Source organism: Bacillus sp. KICET-3 (assembly GCF_033261025.1).
Taxonomy (GTDB): Bacteria; Bacillota; Bacilli; order Bacillales; family Bacillaceae; genus Bacillus; species Bacillus sonorensis.
Map to the genome: position 1 here is coordinate 2,119,532 of NZ_CP137345.1, position 17,394 is coordinate 2,136,925.

Consider the following 17,394-nt stretch of genomic DNA (forward strand, 5'->3'; position numbering starts at 1 on the left):
ATAAGTGTTTATTCAAATTTATGTATTAATCGCCAATGTCTACGGCTTTAGTTTGAGTTTCTGCACTTGTTCTTGGGACTAATCCTGTTTCTGATCCTGTGATTACTTCGAGACGTACGAGCTTTTGTCCCATTGTGTATTGGAGATCATCCTCGCTGTTTACAACAAGGAATTTAGCAGAAGAGTCTGCAAAGTCAGCATGTGGTGAAGCAGCGTCACTTAAAATGTATTTTTCAGTTTTAATATCAAAGTGCGCCACTTGTCCTCGTTTAACTTCTTTGACGCCTTCATTCAGAGAAAAAGCAGAAACATCAAAACGTGTGTATCCTGGTTCCAAAATAACGATACGAGCATGTTCACCTTTAGCATTATAGAAATCAGTCAAAGACTCGCCCAAATAACGAACTTCTGGGGCTGCAATTAAATAAGCTCTGTGCTTTTTGTCGGAAAGTTTTTTTGCAATGCGGTTTCCTTCTTCATCAAAACCGAGTTCCACAAGCATAAAGTTGTCGATATCTGATCCAGACACCTTAGCACCGTGAGCAAGAGTTTTGATTTTTAATGAATTCAAGTTACCAGTAGTGTGGGTGCCTACTTCTGTGAGGGCAGTTTGTAGTCTAGTAGCCATTTATAAATCCTCCATTTTAAGTTTTTTAAGATGAATAACGCGATTCAAACGAATCATCATCTTTTAGTAATTTTTCACGTTTGCTGGACATCTCTCTAATAAAAATTCCATCTTGATCAGTTGCATGATCAACAAGTTCGACCAACATTGAATTCAATTGAAGAACTGCTTTATCGGCTTCTTCGTTGTCTTTAGCAGATGCCAGAATAAGATTTTGAACTTCTTCAGTTTCATATTTCTCTTCAGCATTAAGAGCTTCAAATTTAGATTTATAGAATTCTTTCTTTTCTTGGATTCTTTTTTCGAACTCTGCTTTTTCATGTTTTTCTTTGAACGGTTTTAGCTCTTCTACAGCAGAATTTAACTGAACGAGTTTTTCGCTTGCTGCATTAAACTGCTCTTCAAGCTTAGCTTTACTCTCCTTGATTTCATTAAATTGCTCGGAGAGCTCTGAAATTTTTTTGTTTTTCTCATTCAGTTGACTTTGGATATCTTCGGGGACAACTTCTTCCCAATTTCTTTTTAAGAAGACTTCAGTTTTAGAGTCCAAATCAATTGTCAAAGTATCCCCATTTTTGGTGTAGTTAACTTTGTAATATTTGTCGTAAGAATTATCTTCAGACCAGCTATAAATGTTTACAATAAAATATGAATCATACACATCAGCAATGTATGATTCCTCATTTGATTCGAGAGTTGGATCAAGCTGATTATAGATAAGTGCTCTTATGTCTGAATGTGATAACTCAAAGACTTTTTTAAATTTATCCACTTTTTCACCTTCCTTTTGTTTTTCTTGGATAGCGGCTTGCGCTATTAATTTCTCGAATTTTTGCATCTCATTAAAGCTCACTAAACGAGATGAATCATAAGCAGGGAGGACAACATCGTGTTCACCTCGCTTTTCAGAATTCAAGATCGCATGACCTTCTAAATAAATGGGTGTTTCAATATACTCTATCCCATCTTTAACAGAGTAATTTGAGTATAGAATTTCGCAGCTTGTGTTTATATTGATGCCCCGCGAATACCATTCCAATAAAAGCTCGCAGGCATCGCTGAAACGTGAACTCCATAAAACTGCATCGGCGGCCAAAACTTCTTTTTTTCCTTCTGGAGTATCGATCTGCATAATGTATCCTTCAGAAGTAAACACGCCAATTGGAGTAGTATCTGTCTTAACTTCAAGTTCACCATGTTTATCAGTACCTAAAAATGCTTCATGAGATCCAAGAGCATCGGTAGCCGTGTTGACTTCTTCAACCTCATGGTATTTTGCAACAATAGGCTTATTGATAATAGTAGGGGAGGCGTCCAAAGCAACTTCCTTAGAAATGACTGTATTGTTATGAGATGCCTCAAAGTCAAAAATGATAAAAGTGCAGGGGAGCTTTGTGGGATCATCTGTTTTCTTTATCTCATTTAGCTGCAATTGAAAAACTTTTTTCTTTTGCTCTTTGGACAAACGTTTATTCACCTCCTTTCAAAACATTGCAAATTAGTCTGGTAAGCTGTTTCCATTTGATGTTGCAGATTTAATAGTGTTTTCATTAGTACTTTCATCTACAACAGGGTGTCCAGCTTCATTGCCTGTATATGTATAGGATGTTTGATAAGGCTTTATCTTATCTTGAAGATTTAATTCATCTGTTTCATATAAAGTTTGTTCCAAATAACTTTCCCATGACACGCCTGCAATATTGTCGATAACATGTTTAATTGACCATCCTTTATCATTAAGCTTAATGAGAATGTCCATCTTTTCTTTAAGTGTTAAAGGCTTATCTTTGTCATAGTTCATGTAATAATTATCTTTTTGACCTGCAGGAAGGATAAGGTTAAAGAGTTTTTGATATACTTCCTGTTCAACTTCCTCCATTAAGACGCCAATTCTTTTGTAAAAGGTATCTAAGTTTAATGAGGACGTTGCATAGTTGCCGCCATCACCATTTAGCAAAGATCCTGATAAACCATAAGCAGATTGTATGTCACTGTTGATGTGGTCAAATTTTGTTCCGTCTAATCCATCGGCTTTTACATCCGGGAACTCCAAATTTGCAAAGTCGGGGATGGAAACGACTGTAACTCCATCTTTATTGTTTTTTTCTAAAGCAGTCTTCACTCCAGAATGAATTTTTTGCTTTACTGGTCTTGGAAGCTTAAGATTTGTGTACTCGCCTTTACCTTTATCAGTCCCGATGGTTAAAACAGCAACTGCATTAATGATTTTATTGGCGATAGCTCTTTCAACGTCTTTAAGTTTCTTCTTATGTAGAACATCATATAAACCTGGTGTTACCCAAGATGTACCTAACCCTTGATTCCTTTTTAAAGTTCCGGTTCGAAGTGGGAATGTCCGTTCTTGAGGGAGTTCCTTATATCTGTATTTCTCTCGATCTTTTAGGAAGTTTTCATAATCTGAATTCTTAATGAAAGGGGAAAAGCTGTGTAGTAGCTCTTTTCTATAGTCCTCTTTGATGTTGCTGAAATACTCCATATCGATTAAACAAACCCAATCACCATTTCTTCTGAAAGCTGGAAAAGCATATTTAACGCTGTCAAACACAAAAGGGTAGGGGGATTTTTCATCTCCTAGCCAAATTCCAACGAGTGTTCCTGCTGCTGCAGTTTGTTTTAGCAAGTCGCGAGTTAATCTTTTATGTTTTACTCTATGGAGGGATTTATTTAAAAGGGAGATGTGCTTATCAGAGGACTTGCTTTTCACAAAGGAATCAATTTTATAATTCAAAGTTGGGAGAGCTTCGATTAACTCAAAAAGTTGGTGGATCTCAGCGGTTGAAATATAGAAATATTGAGCAAGATTTTCTATCTCTTCCTGAAACTTATCAGGGTTAGAAAAGTATTCTTTTAACTGCTTAGCATCTACTTCACTTATAATACCTTGAGAAAATAGGTTAGAAACGAAGCCAGATGCAAAAGTAGACACATAGGTACTGTAATCGTTTAGCAGCTTTTGGTACTCCTCTGATTCAATATCGATTTTATTAATACCAGCCATAATTCACCTCATTTCTTTTAAAAGTAGACAAGATCATCATCAATGTCATATTCTGTTTGTTTGTTGAGTTTTCGTTCTAAAAGGGTAGCAACATAATTCCCATACGCCACGGAACTATATCTGTCTTTTCGTTTACTCTTAGGTTCTTTTAGCTTGATTTGTCCGTTATCGCTGTATTCAGCTTCAAGGTTTATCATTTCATTGATCAACAAGGTGATTTGAACATAAGATGAAACAAATTTGGCCTTGGTTTCTTCTGGTAAGGCTTCGTATCCCTTGAATCGCTTCAAATACTCTCGACCTTCATTTTCATTTATAGGGATTTTAATTTTTCCTCGTTTAAATCCGTCTTTAAGAAGAACTGCAATCTCACTATTTAACTGAGCGTTACCTTTAATGCTGTAAATGAGTTTTTCGGCATTTTGATACGTGCAACGTTCAGCCATTTTTTCGTCATTGATACAAGAGAGTGGTTCATATTCTTTAGCTCTTTCTTTATCATATAGAGGCTGACAAAGAGCATCATATACACCTAGACCAATGCTTTGAGTATCTAGCACAATATAGTCACATGCATAATCTTCAAATAATTGTCTTATCCTTGTTGCTTGTGAACCTGTGTGTCCACCAACTATGCTCTCCATATAAACAATGTGTCTATCATAACCATTTGAATTTGGAATTAATCTAAAAATAGTGTAAACACTGGCGTCATTATCTTTACCAGCCATGCCAGCAATGTCGTTGCTAATTAACCTTAGTTCACCAGGTTTTTTATTTTCAAATTTAAAATTTGAATCTTTAATGAGGTCATAATAATCAGGTGGAAATAGGGGAGAGGCGAGCTTTCGATTTTTTTCGAGATCTTCAAATTTAAAATAAGCTTTTTCTGATTCTCCAAACCACAATGCTTCCATTTCCATTGACCAGCCAATTGGGTCAAAGTCCTCTTCAGACATTTCGTCTTTTACTTGATCTTTATCAAGCAATCCTTCTTTAATGGCAATTTGATAAGGAAGACCACATACAAAATATTTTGATCCTTTCATCATTGCATTAAAATAGGTGACAAATCTATTATATGACCAGTGAACCTTATACCAGCAGGATGATAAGTAAATTTCTTTGTTTCGTTCTTTTAGATGAGCATATTCTTCTTTTTCAAGATATTTTGGAGACCTTGGAGCGGTAAGAAACTTTCTCAATACTTTGCTGATGATCTCAAAATCGACCATTCTGAACTCGTCCACAATCAAAAGGTTTGCACGTTTTGAGCGAGCTCCGTCGTTTGATGCAACAATTTTAATCCAACTACCATTATGGAATTCGACCCTTGCGTCATTAGTTGAAGTTTTTAAGTCCTCAATTTCTCGTCTTAAATTCGGAGACTCTTTTCGCAAATCATCAATCTTTTCAATAACTTCTCTTGCTTGTCCTTTAGTTCCTGAAGCAATGACTATCTTTGTGCCAGGAAATAGTATGGCTTGAACACAGCAGTACACCGAGGTTAACCAAGTTTTACCCTGTCCACGACTAGCTAAATACATAAAATAATGGTTATGTACCATCATGTAAATCAAAATACATTGAAATAGTTTAAGGGTTATCCCTAAGTATTCTTTTACAAAACGATGGGGATTTGCTCGATAAAAAGAAGCCCAAGCACCAATACCATCCATTAGTCTTTCTGATTTAGATTTCTTGTTGAAGTTCCTGCCTTTATTGAAGAGGTTAATACCTCTGCTGTGTTTTTTACGATCTGTTGTGAAGTTACTGTATGAGGCCATTTTCTGTTACCTCGTCTTCTTCATCATCTACAGGCTCTTCAACAGTGTGCTTTTGCATTTCGCTCCAATATTCATCTGAATACTCATTTTTGATACCAAGCATCCTCGATAAGTGACCTAAGAAAAATACTTTTATGTACTTACCGATCTTATCAGGATCTTTCCAGCGAGGCTCAGGTTCTGGAATTGGCCTTTCGTTTTCATATTTCTTTATTAATGTTCCGAAGGTCTCTTGCTCAACGCCACTAGCTCCTGATTCTTGAACCGGCTTCAAATTACTTGAACCCAATAAGTCTTGGAGTGTTTTTTGTTGCTGATCGACTTTCTCTCCATTTTCACGGCGCTTACGAATATCCAACATTGTAAGACAGATTTGATTTATAAGCAGTTCCATTCCTTTAGAATCGCACTCATACCGATTTGTAAAATCAATGTACTCATTTTGAAGCCACAAATAGTCCTCAACCGATAAACCGCGTCCCCAAAATTGAATAAACTCCTCAATATCTTCTGGAGTTACATCTTCATTACTTTTAGCGAGCAGCATTTTTGTAGTATGTTCTTGATCATCTTCAAAATCATATTCACTGTCTGACCAGTTTTTAGCGATGAAATCTTTCATGCCAATATTTTTCATGTATACACCAAAAACATTAGCATCGCCATTCTTGGATTTTGTTTTAGCTTCCTCAATTGAAGCTGTCCAAATATCATAAATAAAAGGACGATCAATCATGCGTAAAATATTTTGCACATGCTTTAAGTTTTCAGGATCTTTTTTGTATTCAGTTTGAAGGCATGTCTTACAAACTGTCAGCTTTCCAGTAGCAGCATTAAATAATGATTCAGATTTGTAAAATTGATTTATATTTTGAACTTTCCCACAGCAAGAACACATAATTTTTTGTGTAGCCATTAATTCACCTCCAATACTTAAGTTAAACACGTTTTATAAAACGCCCAGCAATAGGAAGGAGGGGCAACCTTAATCATCACTGGGCGTTCTAAAAATGTGCTTGCAATATGTAAAGTAACCTTTACGTAAAGGGGGTTTTACGTTATGATTAATAAACAAGGGGGAATGCCTTTGAAAAATCGAGTAATAGAATATAGAAAAAAATATGGTTTTTCACAAGATAAACTTGCAGATTTGCTGAACGTAAGTAGGCAAACGATTATTTCCATTGAAAAAGGTAAATACAATCCTTCATTACCTTTGGCGTTACAAATTGCAAAAACATTTAATACCATTGTTGAGGAAATTTTTTTGTTGGAAGATGATTAACAATTATTTATATAGGGGGATGATTATGACTTCTCAAAGAAACTTCTATTTTCTTGGGGTTTTATTCTTGATCCTTTTAGGTGTAATAGCTTTTTTTAGAGTAGCAACAAACTCTTTATCATTTATAGAAATACTAATGTATGGAACCGCAGCATTTATATGCTTTGCAAGAGGATATATTTATCATCAATTCAAACAGAAAGACGAAAGAGCAAATTTTATTAAGCAAAAAGGGACGAAATACTCATTCATTGCTCTACTTATATATTTGGTTTTGATATTGTATGGTACTTATTTTAATGTTATAACGTTAACAATCTTTGAAATCATAAGTACTGTAATAGCACTCACACTCATCACACTATTTACATCTATGATCATATTATCAAAAAAACATTAATCATTAAGAGGGGAATCATACCCTCTTAATGATCTTTAAATTCAAATAAAATTAAAGATTTATTCAGATACACTTAATGTTTTTAAACAAACCTTCTTTTGTTTTATCTGCATCCAATGTTCCATTTACTTTTAAATTAAGGGCTACAGGTCAGTTCCCAGCCAACTTTTCAATTAAAAACCTTCTTAGTTTCATTAAAATCCTCCTAAAGTTTTTCTCATGTAAAACGAATTATGTATATAGCTTCAATATCTTCATCATTATATACGATTAATTTTGAGAAAGGCTTTATCATTCTAATGCTTAAAAGGAATAGCATTGTCGTAGTAAAACTTTTTTACAAGGGGTTGAATCCTCTCTAACTCATTTAACGTAAAACCGTGTTTTTCACACTCTTTACAAATCAATGTTACTAAATTATTAAAAGCTGATTCTCTTTCATTGCTCATGTTTACAACTCCTTTTAATCTAATTTAATATGTAATCATACTGAATAGTCCGACCTTTACCAGACTCATAAATTGAGAGGTTAGCTCCAGCTTTCGCACCTGTCATTAGACCGTCGCTATACTCATCAGAGCCCATCACAGAAGGGAGTTGAATAACTTGAATATTATGCGTGGCTGCTTCGCCAACTGTAAGCATGTTTCCATGATGGAAGTGGGACACATATAAATAGTCGTAGAATTTTCGCTTCAGCTGTGAAATGTCACGAATAGCGTTCTTTTTATTTTTTAATTGGTGACCATGACAAGCTGCAATTTCAAACTCCAGTAATTTGAAGTCTACGATAGCTTCATCTTGAAGCGGAACTTCAATTCGCTCATTGTCTTTAAGCATGTCATGAATATATGTGGCAATGATACGCTCAACATCCTCTTTAGGCATTTCCAAACGACTTGAATTATGTAATCTTAACTCTGTATGGTTAGCAGAAGGGATATGTATGTACTTGATCTTTACGTATTTAGAAAGTTCTTTAAGCCACTCAACCTTATAACGTGAGTATTTAATAACTTGATCAATGAAACCGTACTGTAAAGCCGTCAGTTGAGATACCCGTAATGCCATTCCTTCAACACTGTCAGCACCATTTAGTACGACCAATTCATCTAAGCTTTCTTTTTTTATGTATTCAATAGTCTCAGAGAGAATTTGGTTCATACGTTCAAGATAAATTTGCTCGTTGTATTCATTGTTACAACTTTTAAATTGTTTACCAAAATGTTCATCACCAAAGCCAAGAACAGCAGCTCTTTTTCCCACGTTCTTTTCCAACACTTGAAAAGAGGGAGGGGGAAGAGTGCCAATTTCTTTAATTGCTTGAGATACATTTTCATAAAGCAGTTCAGTTCTGCTTTTTATTCGTGTTTCCTTATGAAATTCATGTTTAACGGCCTGAAGTTTCTTTCGTTCTTCCATAACTTCAAGCTTTTTCATTTCTAATTCTATCAAGGCAGCGTTGGAATCTACTGATTTTTCTTTTTGGTATTCAACGCCTTCAATGAAGTTTTTGAACCATTTCCTATAAACGGATTCTCCTTTATTTTCACCAGTTTCTTTGTTAATAAGCTCCTTAATTTCTTCCCAGTTTAAATCGTAAGCATCTTTATTGGAGCAAATTCTAATTTTCCATTCTTTTAAATTCTCATCAGGGCGACGTTTCGTTTGAATAGGATCGATCACTCAATCACCATCCTACTCATCTTCTTTAACAGGAAGTTCATTTTCTTCCTTGATTGTGATTGACACGTTTTTCCCATTAAACTCATATAATCGTTCCCTTAAATCATATGTGTACTCATCTTCTTTTGTTTGTTCAGTTATCTCCATTAAATCCATATCCAAAAAACCTTTTAAATTCACTTGGTTAACTTTTTTACTTGATCTACCTTTTGCCATACCAAAATTCCTCCTTGTTATCCTTTTAATTGATATATAAACTTAAATAAATTCCTTCGGAAGTCCGATGATCCGACAGCATCGGCCAATCCGAAAAGAGGGGATGGAGGGGAATAATAAGAAATGAATAAATCGGATAGGTGTTGAGGGAAAACACCCGAAGGAATTTACAAAAAATAAAAGCCCCTCTCACCTACATAAGTAGCTCACGTAGGAACGCAAGCCTTCGGATCGACAGGGAATGTGGCTGATTACGGGTTAGCCAAAACCTTTAAATCGGCAAAAATTTAAGTAAGCCGAAATAACAAAAGACGCCTTTATAAGACGTCTTCAGGAACTCCTTCTACACGTGGCAGATGAGCTAAAAGTGAAGCAGCAGAGAACAGAGTTAAAGTTATTTTATCGAAATATGACCACACTAAATATCTAACGTCCGTCAAATCGTAAATCACGTAAATCGTAAGCTGTTAAACGTTATCCGTTTCCCATCCTACAAATAAATGTTGTAATTTTATCGGTATTACAGTTCAGATACGCTCTAAACCAAGGCGGCTCTCTACTTCTCTGATGCTCCGTGCTGATGATTTTACATCAGCTATCAAGGTGAAATCAGTTTCACCCTCATAGCTAAGGCAAAAGCCCAGCATTTATAGATACTTGTCAGCGGCCTCAAACTCAATTTCATAGTTATGATTTGCTTTTTCAATTGCATTTGATAAGCGATTCGCCATTCTTTCAAGTTTTAATCCTTTAGATTGCATTTTCTCAGGATCAAACATTGCTTTACGATAGCTAATAACATCAGAGTAAGATGATAGTCGTTCAGTTTCTTTAGAACGGCCGTAGCTTTTAAGTCTATTAGCTTCACCTCTAAGTTGCTGAGCTAACTCAAGAGCCTCAGTAATAGACAATTCTTTTTCATCCCATACAACTTTAGCATTAAGGTTAGCTTCGGACATTAATACTACCAGATCTCGATAATCTTTTCTAGCCTCTTCCAGATCAGATGTAATTTGATCTACACTTTTTGTAGGTTTGATGTATTCTTCGCCTTTATCATACTCAACATATGCAACACTGTCACGTTCTTGTAAGAGTTCCTGAATACGTTTAGAAATAGTATTTCTTAAAGGAAGAGCCTCGAATAGTGCGATTTTTGACATTTTCTATCGACTCCTTTTTAGGAATATAGACTGATTTTAATATAATTTTGATATATTGCCAACTATTACACATTATCTCTGATAGATTATTTTTAGAAGGGGACAAGACGCATCCAATCCCCTTAAGTGCAAGCCGAAGCTGTACACCGCAATTAATTGGTGAGCTTAATTGTCCCCCATGATAAGACTGCGATGGGTTCGCCCGTCTTTATGCGCTTAGGTCTTATCGACAATATCCAGCCCGATAATAGCCACTTGCCTGTCTCCTAGAGATACAGACGATCGATCTAACCTCGATCCCTCGCAAATGACTATTATCCGACCCACTTCAAATGGAAGTGGAGGGAAAAGGAGTAATTATTCTAAGGGATTAACCCAATACTCCTCATATACTCTTCCTCTGAGGCGAAGAAAAGCTCGATCTGTTCTTTGGTAATCGTAATATTGTGCTTCTTTGCATTTTTTAATATTACTTTTTCTAAATCATCATAGTTAAACTCAATCAACAGAATAATTCTCCTTTTAATTATTGTTTGATAGCATCTTTAAGAGCTTTAGCAGCTTTAAATGCTGGTGCTTTTGTTGCTGGGATTTCAATTTCTTCCCCTGATTGAGGGTTGCGCCCCTTGCGTGCAGCACGCTCTCGCACTTCGAAACTGCCAAAACCGTGCACTTTAACTTTTTCACCATCTTTTAGAGCAGATGTGATTACATCAAATGTTGAGTCAACAACCAATTCCACATCTTTCTTTGTTAGTCCTGTAGCCTCTGCAACTGCACCAATTAGTTCTTTTTTATTCATTCTTATTTCCTCCTAAATGTAAGTTTAATTTTATGTATCCTTCCATATAATAAAAATTTATGTATGGTTCAAAAACGCTTATATATCAAGGGTTTTAGCGTTTTTCTAAAGCGTTACATTTCGATATTTTCTTACTCTTGCCCTTGTTTTTTCTTTTGCTATAACGGATGCACAAAAAGGGCAGTATTTAGATTTGTTACTTTTAAATCTAAATGGGGTTTGACAATTGACACATGGTTTAACTTTCTTTTGACCAGTGTGCAGATCATAATAAAGGCCGATACTGTCAAACGATCTTATTTTGATAGCCGTTTCTCCGCCAGGTTCAATACCATAGATAAAACTTAATTTAATGAATCCTTTATTTCGAATCTCAACAATGTCTTTCGTGGCCAACTCTCCAATGTTTTGATGCAGCTTGTTGGCAGTTAGCGAAGTATGAGAAGCATCTATAAGTTCTTTGTATCTTTTGTTGTTTCCGCCAAAATAGTGTTCTGTTGTATGCTCCCCGTATTTGATGTGATGAACTGTCGAATATAATTTTGCTAAGACGAGAAGGGTAAAGCAGAGCTTTTTTTGTTGATGGTTGATATCTAAAGAATCAATAAATCGAAGTTCATTATCGGTTATATCAATTTCATCTATATTGATTAAAATATTTTCTTTTTTTCTTGCATGATTGAGTACTGTATTAATTTTTTTGTAATATAGCACCCGGCTAAAATTCTCTATGTTTTTTTCACAGAAATCATAAAGGAGTTCTTCTCGTTTTTTAGGTTTATATCCTAATTCTTTATAATACTTGGCCAATAGCTTCAATTCATAATTCAGGTTTTTTGAAATAAATCCATTTTCAATAATTGCTTCTGCATATTCTTTCTCTTTAAACTTAAATTTGTCTATCATAGACACACCTTTCTTAATGAATAGTGTTTATTAAGGTAATTAATATCTCCGTCTTGATCCAAAACAGGGAGGTAGAAGCTGTCTTGTTTTCTTTTTACGTTTTCAAATATGTATTGGCCGTATAAATGCCATAGAATCTCTTTATTGGAGCTCTTCTCATCAACATAGAATAAGCGAATAAGGTAATTAACTGCTTCATAAACATTGGAACAGATATCGCTTATCTTTTGCTTAAATAATTCTAGGGAGTTTGAGAAATTGTTACAGAGCTCTGCATCATAGAGATTCTTATCAGATTCATTACTTGTTCCAAATGAAAAGGATTGATTAATGCTCTTCTTATGTTTTTGGTATGCTTTCATTATTTTTTTGTAACGCGATTCATCAAAGTCAATAGTGTCGTCCATGTAAAGCTTGTAAATCTCATAGTCAACATCCTTGTTTACAATGCTTCTTATACCGAAATCAACAGATTCAATGTATTTACATAGCCTATTCATTACACAGTCGCTCTCAATCACAGGGTTAAACCTTTCAAATAGCTTAAGGAATTCATGTTGCTCCTTTGTCTTTCGTTTTACTTTCCTTAGCTCCTCAAGGCTAATTCCAAACTTCTGCTTGCAAGTGATATCGTAGGTTTTGACATGTTTTTTATACTTATTCTTTGTGCCTTTATACAAATAAATAAAGAAGTAGGGATGCTTATCCAATAGGATTTTATTGTGAAATTCCTTTTCCAGTTTTGTTTTCTCCGGATCATCTTTTTTGATCTTTTGATAATTGATCCAACGCGAAGGAATTCCTTTAACTTCTCTCCCAATTTTTGCTTTGTCGATTTGAGCACTTTGCAATTTCGTACACATCTTTACACGGTTCAATGTAGTCAAATATTCATCAGTATCAACGTCTAATTGCGAAAGAAGGGCATATCCACTCGTGCTTTTATTTGTTATCGAGCCAATGATTGACCCAAACGAAAACAGGTCTGCATTAAACAAATCTTCCTCTGTTAAAACCTTTTTAGTCGAAGTGGGAGGGGTGTATGCAACTGGCAGCTCATCTTTATAAACCCCTCTTAATACTGTTTCATTGGACGTGGTTGCAATAATGTCATAGTCAAAATCACTACCAGCCCAGTTCATTGTTTCAGATCCATGCACATTCACAATGATGCCTGTGTAATTGTATCTGTACCAATAATCCAAATCCTCATTTCGCTTAAGATTCAAAATCAAATGTTCGCTGCGATAGGTGAGGGGAGCGCGCATACTGTCAACATATTTGACCCCTTTTTGATTCCAATAGTTTGAGTAGTATTCACGCTTACCTAAAAGCCCCGTTACCTCTAACCCACAAACGTGCTGCATCATTGCATAGGGATCGCTGACAAGCGTCTGAAAATTTCCGTCTAAGATAATATCCCCTAGGCAGCCACGTTGGATTTTCTTTTTCATAAGGTCATATATTTTCTTTTTTATGTATTTGTCATTGATTAAACTGGGGTTCACGATTAAGGACTTAACCCAATGATTTTCAGATTTCTCTAAGTAATTCATGATTTTTTCGTCTGTAACGTCAGTTCCAAGCAAGAACAGAATGGTGTAATATATGTTCCCTGAATTAACACCAGTAATCCAATTTACAAACTTCTCACAGATCTTTTCAATGTCCTCGTTGTTAAGGTTCAGTGTCTGCAAAAATTGATAATTCATTTTCAAAATGTCTTTATCTTTTTTAGGACTATGCAGTGATACTCCCCATTTTAAATTGTTCTTTTCGCAATTATGTTCATAAACTTCAATAGAAGGGAAGCTGTCCCAAAGTTTAAATTGGCTTTCGGTAAGGATTACATCGATGTCTCTTAAGTCAACAATTTTCGGTTTCCCATTTGCGTCCTTATATGAAGTTCTTATTCTGTAATTGCCGTTATTGACTTTTTCACAAAACTCATGAATGGGGAAGGTGTTAAGCATTCCTTTGATGAAGTTCTGTCTGATACACCATTGTGCAGGTACATAATCTAAGCCTAATTCATTTGCCCATTTTTTCGCCATCTCATAGCTAATCAAGCCTTGGCCATCAAAACGGTTAAATGATTCAACAATATCTTTAACTTCGATAATGTCATCATCTTCACAATCTGTTTCTGTCACAAAGTTTACTTTTACTTTAGTGTCGCTATAATAATCAGGAACTAAACAAAACCGGGGAGCGCTAACTACTTGAGTGGCGCTGCCAGCCAATCCCTTATAAGCATTAAACTTAGAAGGGACTAGGGCTTTGTTTAAATCTCTTCCGTTATCCAGGATTTCATTAAGTCTTTTGGATGTCTCTTCTTCGATAAATACGACAGTGGACACTCTTGCTTGACCTGCAGAAGAAGAGAAGCGGACAAACCGTTTGTTATTTAAGATCAATCCATTTTTATGTAAGTCTCTATAATGGCTGTTGTGATCCATTTTGATCGTTATGTATTCTGGTACGAAAAGCATCTCATTGATTTCTGATTGAATTTCTTTTAATCTTTTAGAGATTTCTTGAGAATGCTTTTGTTTTTGTAAATGCTCTTTCTCTTTGTTAAGAGTCTCAAGGTAAGCATAATCGATGATTTCGTTCTTAATGTCTCTTATTGATCTTAAAATTTGATTATCAAATAAGGCAATTACCTCGTTGTATTCCTGTGCTTCTTGAAAAGAAAGAGTAATGTTGTATCCAAATTCTTTTAGGCGCGAAGAATTAAATTTATATGTATAAAATTGTTGATTGTCCAATAGGCACCCCTCATTTTACACTATGTATTTTTAATTAGTTTTAAATAACTCAATTTCAGTTATGTATGATGCAATCTGATCAAGCAAATAGTGAAGATCCTCATTACTCATATCGGATGGAGAAGAAATAAATGACATATCTTCAATCCAAGGATTCCTCTTGATGATCAATTTAACGTGTTTCAGTTTCTCTTCTGAAGAAAGACAAATATCATCTCTAAATTCATCTTCGACCAATCCTTTTAATTTGTTTAATAACCTTTTTGAAACAACAGTGTTTTCACTGGTAACAGGTTCTTTTCTAATAAACATATATTCTTCTTCACTTAATCTCTTAATCTTGTTTCTGCTATTACCAACAAAGGCTGATTCACCAATGTTCAGAGCACGGTTTAATACTTCTCGTTTAATGTATGTATGACCGTTTTCTTTGATTTGAATGTCTTTTGTTAATGTATATCCTTCTGTATTATGTAGTAACATGCTTCTCCTCCAAAATATTCGATTTATTCATTGAATCACACTCCTATTGAATATTCTTAGGGCGGTTAACACTGATCAACTGATCCTAATCACATATCAAAATCACTCCCTGCTTACTTTTCTATATTAATTATATCCTTTTAATTTGTTTATGTCTAATGTTTTTTTAATACCATAACCTTTCAGGTTTGAACATAACACGACCCAAAATAGGCAATATTAATTGTATTTTCAATAATTTCAAAAAATATATTGATCCAAATAAGGGCTGTGGTTACAATATAATAAAAATATGGAAGAGGTGATTTTTAATGGAAAAAGCGTTGCTAATGTTATCAGGAGGACCAGATTCTTCAACCTTGGCTTACTGGATTAAACATCAGGGATATGAACTGCACACATTAACGTTCAATTTTGGAGAAGAAGAGGGGGAGGCAGAAAAGAGAACCGCTAATTTCATCGCGAAAGATATTAGTAAGTCTCATAAATTCATTAGTTTTGAAAGCGTTTTACGAGAATTCTATATGGAAGACGATCCAATTCATATTCTTCGTATAGCCCATCTACCATCTCCTATTAAAGCATTTGGAGCAGGAATCGCTATTTCTTTAGCTGCTTCTTATGCAGCAGAGAATGACATTCATCATTTATTTTACGCGGTTCACAAGGATGATACGATCTTTAGAGAAAACAATTATGAATTTTTCAATTTACTTTCAAAAGCTATTTCAATTGAATTGGGTCGCGAATTTAAAATTCACACACCATTTCTTGATAAGACAAAAGCAGAGGTTTTAAAAATTGGATTCGATCTTGGTGTACCACTTGAAGAAACTTGGAGTTGCGCTTCTAATAGCACTATTCATTGTGGTTGGTGTGATCCATGCAAAAATAGGCAAAAGGCTTTCAAAGACAATGGAATTACTGACAATACGCTATATGAAAATGTAAATAGCAAAAATTCAAGTGTAAATGTGTAGTTGAACACATAAAAAGCCTAGGTTTTCTTACAAAAAGAAAACGTAGGCTTGTTTTTAACTGTTTAGAGGTGGGATAGATAAATGTTGGCTATTTCTTATGTCAGTAAGACATTTGGAAAGTCACGTGTTATTGATAATGTTTCTTTTAATGTTAATCCAGGTGAATTAGTAAGTTTGTTGTTAGCTGCAATGTCATTACCTTTTAACACAGACTTTTTCACCGATATTGTACCTTTATATTCTATACCCTCACTTTTGAAAAGAAGTGTAGTCGGAAATACTATACAAATGGAATTTTATTTTTTATTATGTGCGAAAACAATGTCAGAAAGAGGGGAACACTTAACAAAGTATGAGTGAAATGGATAAATGTATATTTTGTGATATAGTTAGACAAAAAATTTCTTGTTTTGAGATATACAAAAATGACTTTGTAACAGCATTTCTTGATATAAATCCTATTTCATATGGTCATACATTAATTATCCCTAATAATCATATTGAAAGATTAGATCACTTAAACGATCCTTCACTTTCAAAGGCTTTAATGAATTCTCTTATAAATGTTCCTCGAATATTAATTAACTCAGGTGTTTGTGAAGATTACACTATATTGTCGGATAATGGGCATTTTGCTCAACAAGATATTAAACATCTTCATTTTCATGTAATCCCAAGGCACGTGAATGAAAAGTTAGAATTTAAATTAGATACCGACTATACAGCAGCTAATAAGAACAACTTACTTTCATTATGGAAAAATATTGTAGGGGGATAATCAGAAACGATTATCTCTTTTTGTTTCCTCATATTGTATTGAAACCGAAAAAATGTAGCTATCGTTATGAGGTGATAGAAGTAAATAAAAGACAGTAGCTGCAAGGGAATTATGTGTTATTTATTTAGGAAAGGGGGAGGGTGAATCGTGAAACCCTTGATGGAGAAGGTGATGAGAAAGATTTGAGTAGGACGAGGAATGATTTAGAGGGAGTGGAGAGTGTGAAATGTGTTGATATTAATGGATTTTACGATAGCGATTACGATTGAATTTTGACTGAAATCGAAAAAATAATCTTGGTGTGGAAATGGAAGTGCTAGGGGCGAATATAACCCCATTTGACGCAATTTGGATGTTAATATACCCCCCTCTATAACCTAATATATGGAATTCATTTACGGTTATAAGCACTATTATAACTGGATTTATTGAACCGTTATTCAGAATCTTCCTGAGAACACATTGTAATGAAAAGTCAATAGTTTGTGTG

General features: G+C 34.7%; 18 protein-coding genes. 5 read left to right on the forward strand and 13 right to left on the reverse strand.

All coding sequences use genetic code 11. From position 1 onward, the window contains the following. Positions 1-25: 25 nt before the first annotated feature. The 5 genes from R5H20_RS10470 to R5H20_RS10490 are packed head-to-tail and all read right to left on the reverse strand — an operon-like array spanning position 26 to position 6,350. Positions 26-628 carry a hypothetical protein gene (locus R5H20_RS10470; RefSeq protein WP_006640193.1) on the reverse strand — a complete coding sequence of 201 codons (603 nt, stop codon included), beginning with the start codon at positions 626-628 and terminating at the stop codon, positions 26-28. A gap of 25 nt (positions 629-653) precedes the next feature. Further along, entirely contained in the window at positions 654-2,093 is a 1,440-nt protein-coding gene (locus R5H20_RS10475; RefSeq protein ID WP_006640192.1) for a hypothetical protein, read from the reverse strand. Positions 2,094-2,126: 33 nt separating this feature from the next. Continuing rightward, entirely contained in the window at positions 2,127-3,647 is a 1,521-nt protein-coding gene (locus tag R5H20_RS10480) for a hypothetical protein (protein WP_088272924.1), read from the reverse strand. Positions 3,648-3,664: 17 nt separating this feature from the next. Next, the gene (locus tag R5H20_RS10485) at positions 3,665-5,434 is read right to left on the reverse strand and encodes a terminase large subunit domain-containing protein (RefSeq protein WP_006640190.1); all 1,770 of its coding nucleotides are present in this window, start codon (positions 5,432-5,434) and stop codon (positions 3,665-3,667) included. Beyond that, complete coding sequence (locus tag R5H20_RS10490; protein ID WP_006640189.1) at positions 5,418-6,350, reverse strand: hypothetical protein; 933 nt, start codon at positions 6,348-6,350, stop codon at positions 5,418-5,420. Before R5H20_RS10490 ends, R5H20_RS10485 begins: the two co-directional genes overlap by 17 nt. A 171-nt stretch (positions 6,351-6,521) precedes the next feature. On the opposite strand from R5H20_RS10490, the gene R5H20_RS10495 reads away from it, so the two are divergent. Together R5H20_RS10495 and R5H20_RS10500 are read left to right on the forward strand one after the other, a co-directional pair. Continuing rightward, positions 6,522-6,719 (forward strand): helix-turn-helix transcriptional regulator, encoded by a 198-nt coding sequence (locus R5H20_RS10495; protein ID WP_006640188.1) that lies wholly within the window; start codon positions 6,522-6,524, stop codon positions 6,717-6,719. A gap of 25 nt (positions 6,720-6,744) precedes the next feature. Then, positions 6,745-7,119, forward strand: coding sequence for a hypothetical protein (locus R5H20_RS10500; protein WP_006640187.1), 375 nt, complete (start codon positions 6,745-6,747; stop codon positions 7,117-7,119). Positions 7,120-7,415: 296 nt separating this feature from the next. Here R5H20_RS10500 and R5H20_RS10505 read toward each other — a convergent pair whose 3' ends face one another. The 8 genes from R5H20_RS10505 to R5H20_RS10540 all read right to left on the reverse strand — a co-directional run bounded on the left by R5H20_RS10505 (position 7,416) and on the right by R5H20_RS10540 (position 15,146). Further along, positions 7,416-7,568, reverse strand: a complete 153-nt coding sequence (locus R5H20_RS10505) for a hypothetical protein (RefSeq protein WP_006640186.1) — start codon at positions 7,566-7,568, stop codon at positions 7,416-7,418. A gap of 19 nt (positions 7,569-7,587) precedes the next feature. Next, the gene (locus R5H20_RS10510) at positions 7,588-8,805 is read right to left on the reverse strand and encodes a hypothetical protein (protein ID WP_006640185.1); all 1,218 of its coding nucleotides are present in this window, start codon (positions 8,803-8,805) and stop codon (positions 7,588-7,590) included. Positions 8,806-8,817: 12 nt separating this feature from the next. Beyond that, positions 8,818-9,021 (reverse strand): YonK family protein, encoded by a 204-nt coding sequence (locus tag R5H20_RS10515; protein ID WP_006640184.1) that lies wholly within the window; start codon positions 9,019-9,021, stop codon positions 8,818-8,820. 647 nt (positions 9,022-9,668) lie between these two features. Beyond that, entirely contained in the window at positions 9,669-10,184 is a 516-nt protein-coding gene (locus R5H20_RS10520; protein ID WP_006640183.1) for a hypothetical protein, read from the reverse strand. Positions 10,185-10,710: 526 nt separating this feature from the next. Beyond that, positions 10,711-10,986 (reverse strand): HU family DNA-binding protein, encoded by a 276-nt coding sequence (locus R5H20_RS10525; RefSeq protein ID WP_006640182.1) that lies wholly within the window; start codon positions 10,984-10,986, stop codon positions 10,711-10,713. Between the two features lie 105 nt (positions 10,987-11,091). Beyond that, positions 11,092-11,892 carry a hypothetical protein gene (locus R5H20_RS10530; protein WP_006640181.1) on the reverse strand — a complete coding sequence of 267 codons (801 nt, stop codon included), beginning with the start codon at positions 11,890-11,892 and terminating at the stop codon, positions 11,092-11,094. Continuing rightward, positions 11,889-14,663 (reverse strand): hypothetical protein, encoded by a 2,775-nt coding sequence (locus R5H20_RS10535; RefSeq protein ID WP_048407314.1) that lies wholly within the window; start codon positions 14,661-14,663, stop codon positions 11,889-11,891. The genes R5H20_RS10530 and R5H20_RS10535 overlap by 4 nt, the downstream gene beginning before the upstream one ends. A gap of 30 nt (positions 14,664-14,693) precedes the next feature. Next, the gene (locus R5H20_RS10540) at positions 14,694-15,146 is read right to left on the reverse strand and encodes a hypothetical protein (RefSeq protein ID WP_006640179.1); all 453 of its coding nucleotides are present in this window, start codon (positions 15,144-15,146) and stop codon (positions 14,694-14,696) included. Between the two features lie 311 nt (positions 15,147-15,457). On the opposite strand from R5H20_RS10540, the gene R5H20_RS10545 reads away from it, so the two are divergent. The 3 genes from R5H20_RS10545 to R5H20_RS10555 all read left to right on the forward strand — a co-directional run bounded on the left by R5H20_RS10545 (position 15,458) and on the right by R5H20_RS10555 (position 16,904). Next, positions 15,458-16,126, forward strand: a complete 669-nt coding sequence (locus R5H20_RS10545; RefSeq protein WP_053071294.1) for a 7-cyano-7-deazaguanine synthase — start codon at positions 15,458-15,460, stop codon at positions 16,124-16,126. A gap of 81 nt (positions 16,127-16,207) precedes the next feature. After that, on the forward strand, positions 16,208-16,486 hold the full coding sequence (locus R5H20_RS10550) for a P-loop NTPase family protein (protein WP_006640602.1): 279 nt from the start codon (positions 16,208-16,210) through the stop codon (positions 16,484-16,486). Beyond that, positions 16,479-16,904: an HIT domain-containing protein gene (locus tag R5H20_RS10555; protein ID WP_006640601.1), complete on the forward strand. Its 426-nt coding sequence runs from the start codon at positions 16,479-16,481 to the stop codon at positions 16,902-16,904. The genes R5H20_RS10550 and R5H20_RS10555 overlap by 8 nt, the downstream gene beginning before the upstream one ends. Positions 16,905-17,394: the final 490 nt, after the last annotated feature.